Here is a 19,648-nt window from a genome sequence, read left to right on the forward strand (position 1 = left end):
AATGTCTGAACGCGAAAAGCAGGCAAAGTTAAAAAGACTTGCTAAAGCACTGGGTTACGACTACCAAGATATGGGCTATCTTGAAAGAGCGTTAACGCACCGTAGCGTTGGCGCTAAAAATAACGAGCGCTTGGAGTTTCTGGGTGATAGCTTAGTGAACTTCATGATTGCGGATGCACTTTTTCATCAGTTTGAAAAGATTTCTGAGGGTGACTTGAGCCGAATTCGCGCTTTTTTGGTTAAGGGTGAAACTCTCGCCAAAATTGGAAAAGAATACCAGTTGTCTGATTACTTGATGTTAGGCCCTGGTGAGCTGAAAAGCGGTGGTTATCGTCGAGAATCCATTATTGCCGATGCTGTCGAAGCGATTATTGCATCGGTTTATGAGGATGGTGGTTTAGAGCCTTGCCGGGATTTGGTTTCAAGATTGTATAAGAAACGCCTGGAAGAGCTTGAACCGGAAAAAGTCGGTAAAGACCCAAAGACACGTTTGCAGGAGTTTTTGCAGTCTCACCATCAGCAGCTACCTGAGTACAGCGTTATCAGTGTGAACGGTCCTGCTCATGCACAAGAATTTATTGTTAGTTGTTATGTTGCGCAGTTAAACCGAAAGTTTGAAGCAACAGCTACCAATAGAAGAAAAGCGGAACAGCTTGCCGCAGAACAGGCTCTTGACGTTCTGGAGAATCAATCATGAGTGATGAAAAGGATTTTAAAGCCGGTTTCGTTGCTGTAATCGGTCGCCCTAATGTCGGTAAATCGACTTTAATGAATACCCTTTTAGGGCAAAAGCTGAGTATCACTTCTCCTAAACCCCAAACAACGCGACACCGGATTCACGGTATTCACTCAACAGAAAATTATCAAATCGTTTTTGTCGATACACCAGGTATGCACTTGGGCGGGCAAAAGTCGATTAATCGTTATATGAATCGCGCGGCAAACAGTGCATTCGCAGATGTAGATGTAGTGTTGTTTGTTGTCGAAGCTGGGCGATGGACACAAGAAGACCAAGCCGTAGCGCAGAAGTGTCAGAACTTGGATATTCCGGTGATTGTCCTGGTAAATAAAATCGATAAGATGCAGCAGAAAGAAGTGTTGCTACCCTACCTGCAAAAGATTGCGGAAAAGATCGATTTTGATGAAGTTATTCCTGTTTCTGCTTATAAAAAATCCGGTATAGAGTTGATTGAAGCAGAAGTTTTGAAGCACTTACCAAACCAGCCTGCTATTTTCCCTGAAGATTACATTACGGATCGTTCTTCGCGCTTCCTAGCATCGGAAATTGTTCGTGAAAAGTTGATGCGTACATTGGGGGACGAAGTTCCTTATGGTGTGACTGTCGAGATTGAGAAATTTAAGTTCGATGAAGAAGAAGGTCGCTGGGTAATCCATGCATTAATTCTGGTTGAGAGACCGGGACAAAAGCAAATCGTTATCGGTAAGCAAGGGCAGCTGATCAAGCAGGTCGGTATTCAAGCTCGAAAGGATTTGATGAAGATGATGGATAGTCGCGTTCACCTTGAATTGTGGGTGAAGGTCAAAGAAAATTGGGCAGATGACGATCGTGCTCTGGCGAGTTTGGGTTATACCGACGAAATCAATTGACGGCTGAGAGGGTAGGCTTTGGCTTTAGAAATACAGCAGCAAGCCTATGTATTGCACAAAAGACCTTACCGTGAAACCAGCTTGTTGGTCACTTTTTTAACTGCGGAAAAAGGCCGCCAAAATGCGGTTGTGAAGGGTGTTCGTAGCAACTCTAAGTCTAGTCGTGTTAAGCAAGCTTGGTTGCAGCCATTTCAAAGTCTTAATATCAGTTGGGCGGAGCGTTCGGTACATCAATCCGACTTGGTTAACCTGAGATTATTGGAACCTGCATCAGTACGTTTCCCCTTAGTTGGCGATGCCAATATTTGCGGGCTATACCTGAATGAGCTGTTATATCGTCTGCTTTATCCTCGCGTGACCTCTGAATCCATTTTTGAAGATTATCAGCAAGCTTTGCTTGGTTTGGCAAGGGCACAAGACCGCAATGAGCAAGCGTGGGTATTACGACAATTCGAGTTTCAACTGTTGAATGACTTGGGCTATGGTTTTGATTTGTCCAGCGATGCGGCGGGTAATGAGATTGATGAAGGCAAGCAATATAAATTTGTACCGGAACTCGGTTTTGTTGAGCTTTCTGGGTTGGTTGAAATTCAAGGGACGACAATTTCGGGACGATGCATTTTGCGATTTTTGGCGGAAGATTATTCTCCGGACTGTGCGAATGCTATCAAACAATTTTTCAGACAGGTATTGGCCTATTACCTGGGAAATAAACCTATCCAAACCCGTGCGTTATTTCAGGGGAATTAGGTAAGTAAAATAGGTCTACACTGAGGTAAGAAGGAATAGAAATGAATCCGATTTATTTGGGATTGAATATTGATCATGTTGCAACCATTCGTCAGGCGAGAGGGACACGTTACCCGGATCCTGTCAAAGCAGCGTTGGATGCAGAAATGGCGGGTGCAGATAGTATCACGCTTCACTTGAGAGAAGATCGACGACATATCCAAGATGACGATGTGAGACGTATCAGTGAGTCGCGACAAACCAAAGTAAATTTAGAGATGGCCGCTACACCAGAGATGGTGGCTATTGCGTTGCAATATTGTCCTGAAGACGTCTGTTTGGTTCCGGAAAAACGTGAAGAGTTGACAACGGAAGGTGGTTTGGATGTCGCTTCTCAGCAACCATGGTTGACAGAGGTTTGTGGAAAGTTAGCGGCCAATAAAACGCGTGTTTCCTTATTCATTGACGCGGATGAAACTCAAATCAGAGCGGCAAAAGCGGTTGGCGCGCCTGTTATTGAAATTCATACCGGTACTTATGCGGAGTTGACCGACCCAACTGAAATTGCGGCTGAGCTGGAACGCATCAAACAGGCGACCGCCTTGGCAAAGTCTTTGGGGTTAGTGGTGAATGCAGGGCACGGGCTTCATTATCACAATGTGCAAGCCATTGCCGCAATACAAGATATTGAAGAATTGAACATCGGTCATGCAATCATTGCTCAAGCAATGTTTTCAGGCTTGCCTGAAGCGGTGAGAGAGATGAAACGCATCATGGTCGAAAGCCGCCAATCTTACTTAGGTTGATGGCGGTTTGGCAGCAAGATGATTATCGGAATTGGAACAGATATTGTTGAAATTGAAAGAATCTCCTCTTTGTTAAACAAAAGAGGGGAGAGTTTTGCCCGTAGAATTTTGTCCAAAGTCGAAATGAAAGAGTTTGCAGCTCAGATGCACCCTGCTGTGTATCTTTCAAAGCGCTGGGCGGCAAAAGAGGCGATTGCAAAAGCTTTGGGTACAGGATTTACACAAGGTGTTTGCTTTTCCGAGATGACGGTCGGTCATACTGATCTAGGTCAACCACAAGTCCTTTTGCATGGCAAAACACTTGAACATTCCGAGTCACGTCAAATAACCGACTGGTCAATCAGTATTAGTGATGAAAAGCACTACGCGATTGCATTTGTCGTTGCTGAAAGTCGATGAATGCGTTTCATTGAAAATATCTCTGAAGGATTCCGCTTACACTTTTCGATAAGATTTAATACAATGCAATCTATGAATCGATTAATGATTGTTTTTGTAAGAAAAATCTGCCAGGTTGGGGTGTTTGCTTTCGCATGGTTCTCGGCAAATGTTTATGCCGCAGTACCTGAGCCAACAACACTATCAAAAGGTATTGAACCGACAAGTTATTTCGGTCAAATCCTCGTATCCCTCGCTTTTATTATTTTGGTTATCTTTGCAGGTGCATGGATGCTGAAACGTTTAGGTAAAGTCAATGGCTTGGTTAGCAAGGATATGCGTGTTCTTGGTAATATGGCGGTTGGACAGAGAGAACGAATTTTGCTGCTACAAGTTGGTAAAGAGCAGTTATTGATTGGCGTCACTTCGAGCCGAATCTCCCTGTTACATGAGTTGAAAGAACCGATTGATGTGCAAGAGTCGGCTCCGATGAATAATGCCTTTGCCCAACGGCTTCAAGAAGCCCTAGCCAATAGAAAAAAGCTGGAAAATGACTAAACGATTACCTTTCTTACTATTTGTTTTTACCCTTCTATTTCCGATGATTGCGGGCGCTGACCCAGGTATTCCAGCTTTTACTGTTCAAACGGATGCGCAAGGTAACCAAGACTATACCTTAACGATTCAAATTCTATTGTTGATGACAGGTTTGACGTTGTTACCGGCAGCGTTGATTGCCATGACTTCGTTCTTAAGAATCATTGTGGTGCTTGCGCTATTGAGGCAGGCGTTAGGGGTTCAGTCGACACCTTCTAACCAAGTGTTGATTGGTTTAGCCTTGTTTTTGACCTTGTTTATCATGTCTCCGGTGCTTGATAAAATTTATAAAGATGCCGTAACGCCGTATTTGAATGAGCAAATCAAATTCAAAGAAGCGCTTGATATTGGCGCAAAACCCTTGCATCAATTTATGATTGAGCAAACGCGAGAGGCGGATTTGGGAATGTTTGCCCAAATGGCGGATGTCGAGTTGAAAGATCCACAGACCGTACCCTTTAAAGTTTTGATTCCAGCATTTATGACCAGTGAGTTGAAAACAGCCTTTCAAATAGGGTTTATGATCTTTATTCCTTTCCTAATCATAGATTTGGTGGTCGCGACGTTGTTGATGGCGATGGGGATGATGATGTTGTCACCGATGATTATTTCGTTGCCCTTTAAGATCATGCTGTTTGTTTTGATTGATGGTTGGGCTTTGATTATGGGAACTTTGGCGAATAGTTTTGTCGTCGCAGGAGGTAGTTGATGACACCTGAATTTGTATTGACGCTTGGTCAAAGAATGTTGGAAGTGGTCGCGATGCTTTCCGTACCACTGTTATTGCCAGCGCTTGCTGTCGGTTTGTTGGTAGGGATGTTTCAGGCCGCAACGCAAATCAACGAAATGACTTTGAGCTTTATCCCTAAGGTTGCCGCAGTAGGGGTGGTTCTAGTAGTAGGCGGTCCGTGGATGTTGACGACGTTGATTTCTTTTACTAAAGAGCTTTTCCAAAACATTCCAGCCTTGATTGGTTAGCGCCATGCTGACGTTCAACTACGATGATTTTCTTCGACTTCTAGGCCTGTATTTCTGGCCGTTTGTCCGTATTACTGGCATGCTCATGCTTATGCCATTATTTTCCGCAAGCTATGTTTCCGTCAATATCCGCTTGATGCTCGCGGTCTTTATCACTCTGGCGGTCGCGCCTTCGTTGCCGCTTCCAGCTCCAATTGATCCTTTTACCTGGCATGGTGTGCTACTGATTGTGCAGCAATTTGGTATTGGGTTGGCAATAGGTCTTATTTTTGCCGTTATTTTCCAAGCGTTTGTTATTGCGGGTCATTTGATTTCCATGGCGATGGGTTTGGCAATGGCGACAATGGTTGATCCTTCAACTGGGGTTAATACCCCTATTATCGGTCGTTATTTTACAATTGTCGCGACTCTGTTATTCTTGTTGATGAATGGTCATGTTTTGATTTTTAAAATGGTTCTGGACAGTTTCCAAACGTTACCTGTCGGATTGCACTTTTTTGATTCCATGAGCCTGAAACAGATTTATGGTTTTGGTAGCACAATGTTTGAATCGGGTGTGTTATTGGCGCTACCGTTGGTAACTGCATTGCTGTTAGTGAATATTTCCTTCGGCGTGGTAGCGCGTGCTGCACCTGCACTGAATATTTTTGCGGTTGGTTTTCCAATTACGCTGTTGGCAGGGTTGATTATGTTGATTTTTATCACCCCTTTGTTGTTGCCTACCATGCAAAACTTGATGGTAGCAGCCCACGACTTGATTGAAAGTTTAGCATTGAGCAAGTAGAGAGTTACTTAAGGGTTTTGGATGGCTGAGAACGAAGACGGCACAGAAAAAACGGAAGACCCCTCCGATAAAAAGCTCCGGGAAGCTAGGGAGAAAGGTCAGGTTCCGAGGTCAAGAGAGTTATCTACACTGTTGATGACCTTGTCTGCAGCTTTATTTCTCTATTTTTTCGGTCATTTCATGGTGGTTCGGTTTGAAGAAATCATGATTCAAGGATTTCAACTGGATCGAGGTCATGCGTATGATATAGGCCTGCTCACAAACCGCATACTTGGTATGGCTTTAGAATCGATTTATATGTCATTACCTTTTTTGACTTTGATGATGTTGGTGGCGATTGTTTCACCTATGTTGCTGGGCGGTTGGAATTTCAGTACTCACGCATTAGTGCCTAAATTGAGCAAATTGAATCCAATCAGCGGTATCAAGCGTATGTTTTCAATGAACGCTTTGGTTGAGTTGATTAAAGCATTGTTGAAGTTTACGTTGGTTTCTGCGGTTGCGTCTTATTTCCTATGGCACACTTACCATGAAGTGGTTTCCATTGGTATGGAACCCTTGAAAATAGCCATGGAACACTCTGCAAAACTGGTTCTTGAGGCTTTTATTTTTGTCAGTCTTTCGCTTATCATCATTGCTGCAATTGATGTGCCTTTTCAGATGTACCAACACATTAAGCAGCTGAAAATGACCAAGCAAGAAGTGAAAGAAGAGCATAAGCAACAGGAAGGGAGTCCAGAAGTTAAGGGACGTATTCGCCAGTTGCAAAGGGAAATGTCTCAAAAACGTATGATGCAGCGTGTTCCTGAGGCGGATGTCGTTATTACCAACCCGACGCACTTTGCCGTTGCATTGAAATATGACGCTGATGAAATGCAGGAACCAATGGTTTTGGCAATGGGTGCTGACTTTATGGCAACCCAAATCAGAACGCTGGCAACGGAACATAATATTCCATTGATAGAAGCGCCTCCTTTAGCTCGTGCTTTATACTATAATGCAGAAGTTGAGCGACCGATTCCTTATGACTTATTTAAAGCGGTTGCAGCGGTACTGGCTTATGTCTATCAGCTAAGAGATGGCCGAATGCCGCAAGAAATGGATTTTGAAACTTTACCTATTCCCGAAGGAATGAAAACTGAGCAAACCTCAGAGAGTAGAGAACGAGAATTAGAAGAATAACCATTAGATGAATTTTACTCAGCTGCTCAATCAGATAAAACAATCATTCAAAAATGGATTAGGGATACCTGTCGCTATTCTGGCACTTTTGGCAATGGTTGTTGTGCCGCTACCGCCTTTCCTCTTGGATGTCTTCTTTACTTTTAACATCGCTTTGTCACTCGTTGTTCTGATGGTGACCTTGTACGCCAAACGCCCAATCGAATTTTCAATTTTCCCAACCATAATCCTGTTAACGACTTTGTTCAGGTTGTCTTTGAATATTGCCTCAACTCGTGTCATCTTGCTGGAAGGTCACAATGGTGGTGCTTCGGCTGGTTATGTTATCGAGTCCTTTGGTGAGTTTGTTATCGGTGGTAACTATGCTGTCGGTTTGGTGGTCTTTGCGATTCTTGTTGTCATTAACTTCGTGGTTATAACCAAGGGAGCCGGTAGGGTTGCCGAAGTAAGTGCGCGCTTCACGTTGGATTCTATGCCAGGTAAACAAATGGCAATTGATGCTGATTTGAATGCTGGGTTGATCACGCAAGAACAGGCGCAGGAACGTCGTTTTGAAATTGCGACAGAAGCCGACTTTTATGGCTCAATGGATGGTGCCAGCAAGTTTGTAAGAGGGGATGCGGTTGCAGGGATTGTCATTCTATTTATCAATTTGCTGGGAGGTTTTGCAATTGGTGTTGGTCAACATGATATGTCATTCAGCGATGCAACCCATGTCTATACTATTTTGACGCTAGGGGATGGCTTGGTCGCGCAAATCCCTTCATTGTTACTCTCTACTGCAACGGCAATTATCGTTACCCGTGTATCGGGCGAAAAGAAAGATATGTCCCAACAGGTCCAATTGCAGATGTTTGCCAATCCAAAGGCGTTGGGAATGAGTGCGGGTATCGTTGGCGTTCTAGGTTTGGTTCCAGGAATGCCGAATGTCGCTTTTTTATCATTTGCAGCGATTTCAGGTGTGGGCGCATATTTAATTCACAAGAAACAATTAGAAACACCCCCTGTAGAAGAGCTGCTGAATGAAAGTGAATCTGAAACGCCGGAGCAAGCATCAGAGTTGAGCTGGGATGATGTGCAGGCAGTTGATGTGCTGGGTCTTGAAGTTGGCTATCGTTTGATTCCCATGGTTGACCAAGCCCAAAACGGACAGCTACTAGAACGCGTCAAAGGGGTCAGAAGAAAAGTATCTCAAGAACTTGGGTTTTTGGTTCCGCCTGTCCATATTCGAGATAACCTAGATCTTACGCCGAACAACTATAAAATTATGCTATTAGGTGTCTCCGCAGGTGAAGGTGAAGTTTTTCCGGATAAAGAGCTGGCAATTAACCCTGGACAAGTTTTCGGCGAGATTCAAGGAACTCCGACAAAAGACCCGACATTTGGTTTGGATGCGGTTTGGATTTCCCCGTCGGATCGTGAGCAAGCACAGGCACTGGGTTATACTGTGGTGGATTCAAGTACGGTTGTGGCGACACATATCAGTCAAGTTATCCAAGACTATGCAGCAGAGTTGTTGGGGTATGATGAAACACAAAAACTCTTGGATAAACTCAAAGAATCTTCACCTAAGTTGGTGAGTGAGTTGATTCCAGATAAGTTACCGCTATCGGTTGTGGTGAAAGTCTTGCAGAATCTTCTGGAAGAGAAAGTCTCCATTAAAGACTTGAGAACGATTTTGGAAACTTTGACAGAAAGTGCAGCTAAAATTCAAGATCCTAGTTTGCTAACGATTCAAGTGCGATCTGCATTGGGACGTTCGATTATTCAAAACCTTGTAGGTCCTGAGGGCGAGTTGAAAGTCATTACACTGGATCCGAGTTTGGAACAATTGTTGCTACAGGCATCTCAGGGTTCTCCAGAAGGACAGTTAGCGATTGAACCTGGCTTGGCTGAAAGATTGCATAATACTCTAAAAGAAGAGTCACAAAAGGTCGAGATGGAAGGCCAAGCAGCCGTGCTACTGGTCGCACCGCAAATACGAGCGCAGTTGGCTAGGTTGTTTAAGTTTAGCTTGCCTAGCTTAAATATTTTGGCATATTCCGAAGTGCCGGAAAACCGTCAGATTAGCGTGGTTGCAAATGTGGGGCAAGGAGGCTAGATGAAGCTTAAACGTTATCTGGGACCAAATATGCGACAAGTGATGGCGCTGGTTCGTGATGAGCTGGGTGACGATGCTGTCATTATGTCAACGCGAAATACAGATGAGGGCGTTGAAATTGTTGCTGCTATTGATCCGGAATCGTCAATGAAGCAAGAAGCTCCTTTGCAACAGGGGGCGAGAGCGAGTTTTACTTCGCCTGAGTTGAGTCATCAAAGCGGGCAAGGATTTGGCAAAGAAAACCAAGAAATACAGAAAATGGCAACTGAACTCCAGGCTGTCAAAACCATGTTAAAAGACCAATTGGCAGGGCTAGCTTGGAACCATTCGGAAAAAATGGAACCTGAAAAAGTCAGGTTACTGAAGCGCCTAGTACAACTTGGTATTGGTTGGGATTTAGCACAAGAACTGGTTAGTGGGCTCGAAAGCCTCAATGATAATTCTTGGTCTGAAGTTTTGGTCGAATTGGAAAGACGCATTCCAACTGGTATGGGAGATGTCGTAGACATGGGTGGGGTGGTTGCTCTGGTAGGACCCACCGGTGTTGGGAAAACCACTACTATCGCAAAAATGGCAAGCCGCTTTGTGATGAGGAACAGTCCTAGCCAATTAGCATTGATTACGACGGATTGTTATAAAATAGGAGCACAAGCTCAACTTAAGACGTTTGCAGATTTGTTGGGTGTTCCTGTTTATGTCGCTGCTTCAGAAGGCGAGCTGTTAAATTTACTGGCATCCTTGACCAGTAAAAAATTGATATTGATTGATACAGCGGGTCTAAGCCAAAAAGACTCATTAATTGAACAGCAGCCAACTAAAACAAAAATGGGGCTGGAGACGATACGAAATTATTTGGTGATGTCTGCAGCAACACAGTTGAGCGTAATGAAGGACATTGTTAGCGCCTTTGGCAAAGTTGGTTTAAAAGGCTGTATTTTGACAAAGCTGGATGAAGCAACGCAGTTGGGTAATATTTTGACGGTGTTGATTGAACATAAGTTGCCGCCAGTCTATGTGTCTAATGGACAGCGAGTTCCAGAAGATTTGGAACCAGTAAAAATAAGAGATTTAGTTGATAAAGCCATGGTCTTAGGACAGCAAAAATCAGTAAATGAAGAAGAAGTGGCATTTCGTTTAGGAATGGGTAAGGATATTTCAGATGCACAATGATCAAGCAGCGGGCTTAAGAGCCATGCAATCCAGCCAAACCAGCGCTCCGGTAAGTGAAGAGAGCGCTCCGAAAAAGACTTCGGGAAGACCTCCAAAGCCGGTTAGAGTACTCGCGGTTGCAAGTGGTAAGGGAGGGGTTGGTAAAACGAATGTGTCTGTTAACCTATCTGTTTCACTGGCTCAGCTAGGTAATCGCGTCTTATTGATGGATGCGGATATGGGGTTGGCGAATGTCGATATCATGCTGGGTCTGCAAACCAAATATAACCTTGCGCATGTGTTGGATGGAGAAAAGACGTTACGTGAAGTAATGGTGGACGCTCCTGGCGGAATTAAAGTGATTCCTGCGGCATCTGGCGTCAAACGTATGGCTCAATTGTCGACTGCTGAAAATGCGGGGATTATCAACGCATTTTCCGAGATTGACGGTTTCTTAGATATTTTGGTTATTGACACAGCGGCCGGTATTGCAGATAGCGTGGTAAGCTTTTGTAGAGCATCTCAAGACGTAATTGTGGTTGTAAATGATGAACCGGCGTCTATGACGGATGCTTACGCGTTGATAAAAGTATTAAGTAAAGAATATAATCTAACAAAGTTCAAGTTACTGGCGAATATGGTTCGCACCGAGAAGCATGGCTTAATGCTTTATGATAAATTCTCAAAAGTATGTGAACAGTTCTTAGATGTTTACATTGATTATTTAGGAACCGTTCCTTTCGATCATGATTTGAGAGAAGCGATTCAGCGCCAAACACCTGTAACGATTGCTAAGCCGAATAGTGAATCGGCAAAAGCGTTTAGAAAGATCGCGGCAGAAATAAATAACTGGCCGATACCAACGGGAATTACCGGGTATTTGCAGTTTTTTGTCGAGCGATTGTTTCAATCGCAAAATAGTTAATCAAGGATTGGGTTAATTCATGACAGGCACGCAAATTTATGCAAATATTCAAAAACAATCCGGACAACCGATTGATATTGAAGAGTTTTTGCCGCTTGTCAATAGAATTGCTTATCATTTAAAAGGTCGCTTACCTGATAGTGTCATGGTAGATGACTTGATTCAGTCAGGTGTGGTTGGATTGATTGAAGCGGCGCAAAAGTTTGATGCGAGTCAAGGCGCCAGCTTTGAAACTTATGCTGGAATTAGAATCCGTGGGGCGATGTTAGATGAAATTCGCCGCGGAGATTGGACACCGAGGTCTGTTTACCGTAAGTCTCGAGAAGTATCCGATGCGATTGCTAAAATCGAGGCGAAGCAAGGACGGGAAGCAAAAGACCCTGAAATCGCTGAAGAAATGCAAATCAGTTTAGATGACTATTACCATATTCTTCAGGACACGAATTCAGTACAATTGCTGTCCATTGATGAGCCCGATCATGATGAGCTTTCTGAAGACAGAATGGTTGGACAAATGAAGTCTCAGTTGGCTGAGATTTCTGAAGAAGGGTTTCATAAGGCACTGTCGCAAGAAATTGCGAATCTGCCTGAAAAAGAAAAACTGGTGATGGCTCTTTACTATGATGAAGAGTTGAACCTAAAAGAAATCGGTGAAGTCTTGGACGTAAGCGAATCTCGTGTCAGCCAGATTCACAGTCAAGCGATAAAGCGTCTTAAAGCACGCTTGGATGATTGGATTTAGAATTGAAGGAATATCAGTATTAAACTGAAGGAATAAACGATGCAAATTGATAGAAATATGAACATCTTGGTGGTAGATGATTTTTCTACGATGAGAAGAATTGTTAAAAACCTGCTGAAAGAACTAGGGTTTAGCAAGTTTGATGAAGCAGACGATGGTGCTAATGCTTGGCCTATGATTCAAACGGGCAAGTACGACTTCATCGTCAGTGACTGGAACATGCCTCAAATGACTGGTATTGATTTGCTAAGACATGTTCGTGCGGATGCAAAATTAAAGGATACGCCATTCCTGTTGATTACAGCAGAAGCGAAAAGAAGCCAAATCCTTGAAGCGGCTGAGGCAGGTGTGGATGGTTATATTGTTAAGCCATTTACTGCTGCGACTCTGAACGCGAAAATTCAGAAGATTTTTGAGCGAGTTGAAGAACGTAAGAAAACCAATGCCGGCTAACGGAAGCTCATAAATATAATATTAAAAGCCTTATATAACTTAAGTTATATAAGGCTTTTTTTTTAGCAAAGAGGGGAAAAAATGGAAAACATTAGTGTTGCTCAAGTGGAGTCTTTGTTAAAGTCGATTAAAGACAAGAATTATCAAGAAGCCGCATCCATTATTGATGACTTGGTGAAGATGAAAAATGAAAGCCTAGTGAATGAAGTTAAAGAATTATCGGCGGGCTTACATAAATCTCTGGAAAGCTTTGGAAATGACACAATAATCTTAAAACACACCAAGCATGACTTGCCGGATGCTTCGGAAAGACTGAAATATGTTATTGAAGCCACCGAAGAAGCCAGTAACAAAACACTTGAAACTGCAGAATCGGTGTTGGAGAAACTTGAATCGTTGGAGTCCAAAATCACTGATGAATCCATTCTAGCAGCCTTGTCCACCGTACAAACACAAATGACAGATATTATGGTTGCCCAGTCTTTCCAGGATTTAACAGGGCAAGTGCTGAATCGCATAGTTGATTTAGTGACCAGCTTGGAAAAAAACCTGAATGAGCTTATTCTCAATGCAGGCGTTGATTTGGATAGCGTTACTGGGTTAGAAACGTCCGATGAGCAACGCCATGCCGATGAAATGAAGGGAATTGGCCCTAACGTTACTAAGTCCAGTAAGAAAGATTCAGTTTCTTCTCAGGATGATGTGGATGACCTTCTAGGTGATCTGGGGTTGTAATTTGGGCTGGCATGCTCGTTGCTTAAAGTTTTCTAGATTTAATTATCAGAAAATAAGTCACTATGTTGACAGGCACCTAGACGAGGTATGAATTGTGGATGAAGAAATTTTACAGGATTTTTTAATTGAAGCATCAGAGCTGGTAGAACAGCTGGATGAGCAATTAACCGATCTGGCCAATTCACCAACAGACTCTGATTTACTGAATGCCATTTTTAGAGGCTTTCATACCATTAAAGGCGGGGCAGGCTTTTTGGGCGTGACACCTTTGATTGAGGTGTGTCACAGAGCTGAGAACGTCTTTGACAAAATCCGAAATGATGAAGTTGCTTATGATAATGTTGCTAGTGACGTTATCATGCGTGCTTTCGATGTGATTTCAGACTATATTGAGCAATTGAAAGACGGCGCCCGTGAGCTTGAAGAAGCAGACGACGGACTACTCGCCGAGTTAGATGCTTTATGGCGTGGCCAAGCTGCTACGGCGTCTCATGAGGAAGAAATTGCCACTCCAGAGGCGGAAGTTGCCCCGTCACAGCCTGAAGTGAAGCTTCAACTTGCCGAAGGTGTCGATCCTGACGGTGATATTAGTGACGATGAATTTGAAGCATTGCTGAATCAACGCGATTCACTTTCTATATCTGCTGATGAAGAACCAGAAGCAACTTCGGCTTCCGGTGTAAAACTTCAATTAGAAGAAGGTCTTGATCCTGATGGGGATATTACCGATGACGAATTTGAAGCTCTATTGAATCAAAGAGATATGCTTGGTTTAGACGAACCTTCTGCCCCGGCTGAATCGCCACAACCTGCTCCAGCCCCTAAACCTGCTGCCGCGCCACAACCTGCTCCAGCCCCTAAACCTGCTGCCGCGCCACAACCTGCTCCAGCCCCTAAACCTGCTGCTAAAGAAGATGATGGTGACAAGGGTGAGGATAAGCCTTCGAAAGCTGCCGCAGAATCTACCGTTCGTGTTGACACGCGTCGTTTGGACGAGATTATGAACTTGGTGGGGGAGTTGGTGCTTGTCCGTAACCGTCTTTTGACATTGAAATCTTTAGAAGATGCACAAGAAGAGTTATCGAATGCCGTAGGGAATCTGGATCACGTTACCACGGACCTGCAAACATCTGTCATGAAGACACGTATGCAACCGGTTAAAAAAGTATTTGGCCGTTTCCCTCGTGTTGTCAGAGATTTGGCAAGAAAGCTTGGTAAAGAAATAGAGCTTGAACTGCAAGGGGAAGAGACAGATCTTGATAAAAACCTTGTTGAAGCACTGGCAGATCCATTGGTCCACTTGGTGAGAAACTCCGTTGACCATGGCATTGAAATGCCTAGTGATCGTGAAAACGCCAACAAGCCGAGAAAGGGTACGGTCATTCTTGCCGCTGAACAGGAAGGGGATCATATCCTTCTATCGATTACCGATGATGGGAAAGGGATGGATCCTGATGTGTTGAGACGCAAAGCCGTCGAAAAAGGTATGATGGATGAAGTTAGTGCAAACCAGTTGGATGATAAGGCTGCGTTTGAATTAATCATGTCAGCGGGCTTTTCGACAGCTGAAACGATTAGCGATATTTCCGGCCGTGGCGTTGGTATGGATGTTGTAAAAAACATGATTACCAAGCTGAACGGTAGTATCGATATCCACTCTGTTTTGGGTAAAGGGACGCAGATTAATATTCGTGTACCTTTGACATTGGCTATCTTACCAACATTGATGGTTTCTTTCGGTGAAGACAGTTATGCAATTCCATTAACGAGTGTTCAAGAAATTTTCGATTTTGATTCTGATCAAACGAATAAAATTGATGGTCAGATGATGGTTCGCTTACGCGAAAAAAGTATCCCGCTTATTTTCCTTTCGGAATGGCTGTCTCCTGAGTGTGACAAGACCACTTATGACGGAGATAAGGTCATTATCGTGTCGATAGGTAATCAGCGTGCAGGATTTGTTGTTGATCAGGTTAATGGTCAGGAAGAAGTGGTAATCAAGCCACTGGGTGTAATGATGAAGCATATTGAAGGCTATGCCGGTGCTACCATCACGGGTAATGGAAATATTGCTTTGATTCTGGATTTACCAGGTGTCATTCAACGTTTTCAATATTAAGGAAGGATACACATGGCTTTAGTAGCAGCAAACAAAAACAAAGACTTTGATCTAACGCTTATGAGCGAAGAAGATCAGGAAAAGTATTCTGGTCCAAGCATTCGTTGTGTGTTATTTGAATTGGATTCCGAGATTTACGGCATCAATGTTAAAAAAATCCGTGAAGTATTGAGGGTTGGCTCAATCCGTAAAGTTGAGGGGTCTGGCTACAATGTTCTAGGTGTTATCAATGTTCGTGGTGTCATTGTTACCGTAGTGGACACTCGTCTATCCTATGGCATTTCTCCTAAGGCAATTGATGACCTTTCCAGAATCATTATTGTTGAACTTGATGACGATAATATAGTGGGTATGTTGGTTGACTGTGTTTTGGAAGTAAAAGATATCCCTGAAAAACAATTTGAGTCGATGTCAGCTACCAAAGAGGGCGCTTCGAGATACCTTCAGGGTATCGCGCACTTTAACGGAAATGTTATTATTCTGGTGGACGTTGACAGCATGTTTAAGGTTTAAGTTCTGGTTGTTTGCCGGAAATTTGATAGGCAAAAATCAAAACTTGAACCACTGCTTCATAAAGCGATTCTGGAATTTCACTATCTAGCTCTACCTGAGACAGTAGAGCAGCCAAATTTTCATCCGAAGTGATAGGGATATCGTTTTCCTTGGCTATCTGGATGATTGCTTCAGCAACATATCCATAGCCTTTTGCAGACACCGTTGGCGCTCCCTTACCATCATACTCAAGCGAAATAGCAACAGACTTGTCTAGCGTGACTTTTTCCAAAACAGCGTTTCCTTTTGGTGGTTTGAAAAGGTGTGCTTGGTGAATGATGCCGCTATAGAGATCTATAGCGGCAATAATTTAATTTCTGATAGAGACCCGAGAGGGGTTTAGGAAAGCATTAATTTTTCGCTCAAGCCAAGTTTGCTTGCGCTAGTGGTCAATTGTTCTGAAGGGGTTGTCCACTGGATTGTCTTATCATTTGCTTGCGCGCTTTTAATCAGTGCAAGCAATAATTGCAAACCTGAGGTGTCAATGGTTTCAACTTTTGAACCTTCCAAATTAAAAGTTTCAGCATCGGACTGAAAGGCCAGTCTTAAATCACCAAGCTGACCTTCAATGTGGTGAATCGTCAGACTTTCTGGAAGAGTGATAGTAGTTTCGCTCATGACGTTCTTCTCCAGTTCTGAAAAAAAGGTGATACGCTTATAGAACGCGTGTAATAACTGACAGTAGTTTTTCTGGACTGAAAGGCTTAACGATCCAACCAGTTGCTCCCGCTTCCTTACCTTTTTGTTTCATATCGCCAGAGGATTCCGTAGTCAAACACAGAATAGGCGTAAACTTGTAGTTTGGTAAAACTCTCAACGCTTGGATAAGCTCGATTCCATTCATGTTCGGCATATTGATATCCGTAACAATCAGATCGAATTGTTCGCGTTTCGCAATATCGAGTGCCATAGCGCCATCTTCAGCTTCCGTGACATCATGGCCAGCAGATTTTAGAGACATGCTCACCATTTGACGCATTGATTTAGAATCATCTACTGCGAGAATTTTAGACATTGTTTTCCTCTCAAAAAATTTTTTAGATTATTAAGAATAATTATAACGTTATTCTTCAATACGCAAGTTTTTTTTAATAGCTGCCAATACCCCTTGTGTGATCAACTGATCAACATTCAGGACGATAACCATTTTTTCGGCAACAGTCGCCAGTCCTTTCACATAATCTGAATGAATGGAACCATTGATATCCGGTGCGCTTTGAATCGTGTTGCTATCTAGGGTGTGCACATCCGAGACACCATCGACAACAATTCCGATAATTTTTTGTGTGCCAGTGTTTTCATCGTTGGATCTAAGGATAATGACAACGGTACTGTCGTCATAAGTGACGTTTGGCAGGCCGAATCTTACACGAAGATCAATGACAGGAACTACGGCGCCCCTTAGGTTTATGACACCCATGACATAATCTGGAGAGTTCGGAATACCGGTGGTTTTTTCCCAATCTTTGATTTCTTGGACTCGGAGGATATCGACGCCATATTCCTCTCCACCAAGAACAAAACTCAGGATTTGCTCATCATTTCCATCTGAAGGTTCATACTGGCTAGAATTATTTTCTTCTTCTGTACTCATAAACCACCTTTAGTACCCGAAATCATTTCATTAATGGGTAAAAGTTAACCGATTTATCTCAAAAGGTCTAGCCCAATTTATACGATATTTCATCTTCTAACACCTAAATTAATGCATTGATAAAAGTATGTTGTTGTTTTCTCGATGGAAAGGTGCATTTAAACCTTTTAAATAAAGGTTTTAAACTCTAATGTCAATCAACGCAATTTTCGTTGCCATTGGGTTGACCTCAGGTTTTTGCGCATTCATCAGTATGTGTTTCACCCTAAGGCCGTTCTGCCTTAGCTGCTCTCTGAAACCGCTCAAGTTATCTTCAATTCTTTGTCCTAGTTCAGTCTGTTCTGTCCAAAACTGAAACCCAAACTCTTCATTTTGCATAATGCACTTAGCAACCATTGTGCCCATGTCGCTTATATCTAGAGAAATAATGGTTTCCCAGATGCCATCTTGTTGTCCTGTGGTTTTCCTGATATCCAGTTGAAATTCGATCAAAGGGAGATTGTTAGGAGACGTGGGAAGTTGAATATTCCATGCATTTGGATTTTCAATCGCTTGAATTTGCTGATGAGTGACTTTGTTTAGGAGTTGATGTAGTGTTTTTGCCAGAGATTTAAGCTCAGGTGATTGGGTAGGTTCGTTACGAATGATATCCAGTAATTTGAGCAAGTGCGCCTTAAAATCATTGCTATAAGGCTTTTTATTTTTTGCCAAACTATTTTCCAGAAAAAGTCCGCTGCTGAGCAGAGCCGCTTTAAATTCTTCGACTTTGACTTTATCGGATAGCTTGAAGAGGCCATCAAATAACTTAAATAGATAAGTCTGAATGATAGTTGGCAAGCCACCAGTTTGAGTCAATTGGACCAGTTGAGTTAAGCCTTGAGAAACTGAGGTCTGATCCGGAAGTATTTGCGTAAGAACCTGTTGTAGTATCTTGTCGGAGCTCACCTGAGCCGGTTGGTTTTGATTGTTGGAAAAAGTCAGTACAACATTGGGTTTGATTTGGGTGACTTTGGCTTGTAGTTGCTGTCCTTCAATGAGAGGCATTTCCGGAGATGTTTTTGCGGCAAAGGTTTGCCCAGCAACGTTCAGTAAGGCTTGTCCATTGCTCACTTTCAGCACAGTTGCAGCCAGCGTTTGCCCAACAGAAATTTGCAATCCTTTTCCTGTTGCCCCTAATTTTGCCAAGGAAGATAGCGTGTCGGTTGCTGATGGATTGTTCGGTGGTGTTATCGCCATAGTGTTTTCATACAGAAACGAGTGAATTTAGTTAGGTTCAAGCCTATTTGTTTTATATAATCTAATCATAGATGATGCGCGTGTGAAAAGAAAATTCTGAATGGATTTCGGAAGGCATTAGTTCGTGAAAAAGGTGGCAGATGAATTCGGAAAGAGAGTTTGAATATACGGAAACAGATTTTTTAAGGGTCAAAAACCTGGTTTATAACTTTGCTGGAATTGATCTGAATGAGTCTAAAAAGAACCTGGTTTATAATAGATTGGCAAAGCGTATACGCTTTTTGCAACAAGATTCTTTTGATGAATATCTGAATTACGTTGAAGCTCAAGGGGAAGCGGAGTTCATTCATCTTATCAATGCCATTACCACTAACCTTACATTTTTCTTTAGAGAGAATCATCATTTCGAGTTTTTGGCAGAAACAGTCATTCCCGAACTGTTGCAGAAAAACCAGACGACCAAAAAAATTCGTGTTTGGTCAGCGGGCTGCTCAACAGGCGAAGAGCCTTATTCAATTGCAATTGTTCTGAAAGAAGCAGTGCCTCCTGGGTGGGATGCAAAAGTGATCGCAACCGATTTGGATACAAATGTGGTCAATACGGCTAGTAATGGTGTGTATAAAATTGATAGACTCAAGGGTGTGTCCGAAACCAGAAAGAAAAATTGGTTTATGAGGGGTAAGGGGAGTAATGATGGCTATGTCAAAGTGAAACCTGACCTCCAATCCATTATTGAGTTTGGACAAATTAACCTCATGAACGAATGGCCTATTAAAGATCAGATAGATGTCATTTTTTGCCGTAATGTGGTGATTTATTTTGATAAAGAAACGCAGTCCAAACTGTTTAATCGCTATGCTGATCTATTGAGGGAAAAGGGGTATTTGTTTGTAGGACACTCGGAATCATTATATAAAGTCTGTGATCGATTTGAATTGCTCGGAAAAACGATTTACCAGAAAAAAGATTGAGACAGAAAA

At 42.8% G+C, this 19,648-nt stretch carries 24 protein-coding genes; 19 read left to right on the forward strand and 5 right to left on the reverse strand.

What is annotated here, in order from left to right; translation table 11 throughout:
- The first annotated feature begins 1 nt into the window (after nucleotide 1).
- The 18 genes from rnc to HVMH_RS04315 all read left to right on the forward strand — a co-directional run bounded on the left by rnc (nucleotide 2) and on the right by HVMH_RS04315 (nucleotide 15,799).
- Entirely contained in the window at nucleotides 2-697 is a 696-nt protein-coding gene (rnc, locus tag HVMH_RS04230) for a ribonuclease III (RefSeq protein ID WP_029908247.1), read from the forward strand.
- Nucleotides 694-1,608 carry a GTPase Era gene (era, locus tag HVMH_RS04235; RefSeq protein WP_029908250.1) on the forward strand — a complete coding sequence of 305 codons (915 nt, stop codon included), beginning with the start codon at nucleotides 694-696 and terminating at the stop codon, nucleotides 1,606-1,608. The genes rnc and era overlap by 4 nt, the downstream gene beginning before the upstream one ends.
- A gap of 18 nt (nucleotides 1,609-1,626) precedes the next feature.
- On the forward strand, nucleotides 1,627-2,358 hold the full coding sequence (gene recO, locus HVMH_RS04240; protein WP_029908251.1) for a DNA repair protein RecO: 732 nt from the start codon (nucleotides 1,627-1,629) through the stop codon (nucleotides 2,356-2,358).
- A gap of 41 nt (nucleotides 2,359-2,399) precedes the next feature.
- Nucleotides 2,400-3,143 carry a pyridoxine 5'-phosphate synthase gene (gene pdxJ, locus HVMH_RS04245; protein ID WP_029908253.1) on the forward strand — a complete coding sequence of 248 codons (744 nt, stop codon included), beginning with the start codon at nucleotides 2,400-2,402 and terminating at the stop codon, nucleotides 3,141-3,143.
- A gap of 18 nt (nucleotides 3,144-3,161) precedes the next feature.
- Nucleotides 3,162-3,542, forward strand: a complete 381-nt coding sequence (gene acpS / locus HVMH_RS04250; protein WP_029908255.1) for a holo-ACP synthase — start codon at nucleotides 3,162-3,164, stop codon at nucleotides 3,540-3,542.
- Between the two features lie 63 nt (nucleotides 3,543-3,605).
- Complete coding sequence (gene fliO, locus HVMH_RS04255) at nucleotides 3,606-4,079, forward strand: flagellar biosynthetic protein FliO (RefSeq protein ID WP_232087815.1); 474 nt, start codon at nucleotides 3,606-3,608, stop codon at nucleotides 4,077-4,079.
- Nucleotides 4,072-4,827, forward strand: coding sequence for a flagellar type III secretion system pore protein FliP (gene fliP / locus HVMH_RS04260; protein ID WP_029908258.1), 756 nt, complete (start codon nucleotides 4,072-4,074; stop codon nucleotides 4,825-4,827). Before fliO ends, fliP begins: the two co-directional genes overlap by 8 nt.
- A complete protein-coding gene (gene fliQ / locus HVMH_RS04265) occupies nucleotides 4,827-5,096 on the forward strand; it encodes a flagellar biosynthesis protein FliQ (RefSeq protein ID WP_029908261.1) in 270 nt (89 codons plus the stop codon). Before fliP ends, fliQ begins: the two co-directional genes overlap by 1 nt.
- Nucleotides 5,097-5,100: 4 nt before the next feature.
- Nucleotides 5,101-5,880: a flagellar biosynthetic protein FliR gene (fliR, locus tag HVMH_RS04270; RefSeq protein ID WP_081822790.1), complete on the forward strand. Its 780-nt coding sequence runs from the start codon at nucleotides 5,101-5,103 to the stop codon at nucleotides 5,878-5,880.
- 21 nt (nucleotides 5,881-5,901) lie between these two features.
- Nucleotides 5,902-7,062 (forward strand): flagellar biosynthesis protein FlhB, encoded by a 1,161-nt coding sequence (gene flhB / locus HVMH_RS04275; protein ID WP_051622913.1) that lies wholly within the window; start codon nucleotides 5,902-5,904, stop codon nucleotides 7,060-7,062.
- A gap of 7 nt (nucleotides 7,063-7,069) precedes the next feature.
- A complete protein-coding gene (gene flhA, locus HVMH_RS04280; RefSeq protein ID WP_029908267.1) occupies nucleotides 7,070-9,163 on the forward strand; it encodes a flagellar biosynthesis protein FlhA in 2,094 nt (697 codons plus the stop codon).
- Complete coding sequence (gene flhF, locus HVMH_RS04285; protein WP_029908269.1) at nucleotides 9,164-10,333, forward strand: flagellar biosynthesis protein FlhF; 1,170 nt, start codon at nucleotides 9,164-9,166, stop codon at nucleotides 10,331-10,333. It abuts the gene before it with no gap.
- Nucleotides 10,323-11,237: a MinD/ParA family protein gene (locus HVMH_RS04290; protein ID WP_029908271.1), complete on the forward strand. Its 915-nt coding sequence runs from the start codon at nucleotides 10,323-10,325 to the stop codon at nucleotides 11,235-11,237. Before flhF ends, HVMH_RS04290 begins: the two co-directional genes overlap by 11 nt.
- Before the next feature lie 19 nt (nucleotides 11,238-11,256).
- On the forward strand, nucleotides 11,257-11,979 hold the full coding sequence (locus HVMH_RS04295; RefSeq protein ID WP_029908273.1) for an RNA polymerase sigma factor FliA: 723 nt from the start codon (nucleotides 11,257-11,259) through the stop codon (nucleotides 11,977-11,979).
- A gap of 39 nt (nucleotides 11,980-12,018) precedes the next feature.
- Nucleotides 12,019-12,432 (forward strand): chemotaxis response regulator CheY, encoded by a 414-nt coding sequence (locus tag HVMH_RS04300; RefSeq protein WP_428829658.1) that lies wholly within the window; start codon nucleotides 12,019-12,021, stop codon nucleotides 12,430-12,432.
- Nucleotides 12,433-12,513: 81 nt separating this feature from the next.
- Complete coding sequence (locus HVMH_RS04305; protein ID WP_029908277.1) at nucleotides 12,514-13,167, forward strand: protein phosphatase CheZ; 654 nt, start codon at nucleotides 12,514-12,516, stop codon at nucleotides 13,165-13,167.
- A 94-nt stretch (nucleotides 13,168-13,261) separates the two neighbouring features.
- Nucleotides 13,262-15,286 carry a chemotaxis protein CheA gene (locus HVMH_RS04310; protein ID WP_029908279.1) on the forward strand — a complete coding sequence of 675 codons (2,025 nt, stop codon included), beginning with the start codon at nucleotides 13,262-13,264 and terminating at the stop codon, nucleotides 15,284-15,286.
- Between the two features lie 12 nt (nucleotides 15,287-15,298).
- Nucleotides 15,299-15,799: a chemotaxis protein CheW gene (locus tag HVMH_RS04315; RefSeq protein WP_051622914.1), complete on the forward strand. Its 501-nt coding sequence runs from the start codon at nucleotides 15,299-15,301 to the stop codon at nucleotides 15,797-15,799.
- Here HVMH_RS04315 and HVMH_RS04320 read toward each other — a convergent pair.
- The 5 genes from HVMH_RS04320 to fliK all read right to left on the reverse strand — a co-directional run bounded on the left by HVMH_RS04320 (nucleotide 15,789) and on the right by fliK (nucleotide 18,668).
- Entirely contained in the window at nucleotides 15,789-16,070 is a 282-nt protein-coding gene (locus tag HVMH_RS04320) for an EscU/YscU/HrcU family type III secretion system export apparatus switch protein (protein ID WP_029908282.1), read from the reverse strand. The two genes, HVMH_RS04315 and HVMH_RS04320, sit on opposite strands and share 11 nt — an antisense overlap.
- A 107-nt stretch (nucleotides 16,071-16,177) precedes the next feature.
- Nucleotides 16,178-16,456 (reverse strand): STAS domain-containing protein, encoded by a 279-nt coding sequence (locus HVMH_RS04325; RefSeq protein WP_029908284.1) that lies wholly within the window; start codon nucleotides 16,454-16,456, stop codon nucleotides 16,178-16,180.
- Between the two features lie 37 nt (nucleotides 16,457-16,493).
- The gene (locus HVMH_RS04330) at nucleotides 16,494-16,853 is read right to left on the reverse strand and encodes a response regulator (RefSeq protein ID WP_029908286.1); all 360 of its coding nucleotides are present in this window, start codon (nucleotides 16,851-16,853) and stop codon (nucleotides 16,494-16,496) included.
- Between the two features lie 48 nt (nucleotides 16,854-16,901).
- Nucleotides 16,902-17,432, reverse strand: coding sequence for a chemotaxis protein CheW (locus tag HVMH_RS04335; protein WP_029908288.1), 531 nt, complete (start codon nucleotides 17,430-17,432; stop codon nucleotides 16,902-16,904).
- Between the two features lie 180 nt (nucleotides 17,433-17,612).
- Nucleotides 17,613-18,668, reverse strand: a complete 1,056-nt coding sequence (fliK, locus tag HVMH_RS04340; protein ID WP_029908290.1) for a flagellar hook-length control protein FliK — start codon at nucleotides 18,666-18,668, stop codon at nucleotides 17,613-17,615.
- 140 nt (nucleotides 18,669-18,808) lie between these two features.
- On the opposite strand from fliK, the gene HVMH_RS04345 reads away from it, so the two are divergent.
- Entirely contained in the window at nucleotides 18,809-19,639 is an 831-nt protein-coding gene (locus HVMH_RS04345; protein ID WP_029908292.1) for a CheR family methyltransferase, read from the forward strand.
- Nucleotides 19,640-19,648 lie beyond the last annotated feature (9 nt).

The organism is Hydrogenovibrio marinus (genome assembly GCF_013340845.1).
Taxonomy (GTDB): Bacteria; Pseudomonadota; Gammaproteobacteria; order Thiomicrospirales; family Thiomicrospiraceae; genus Hydrogenovibrio; species Hydrogenovibrio marinus.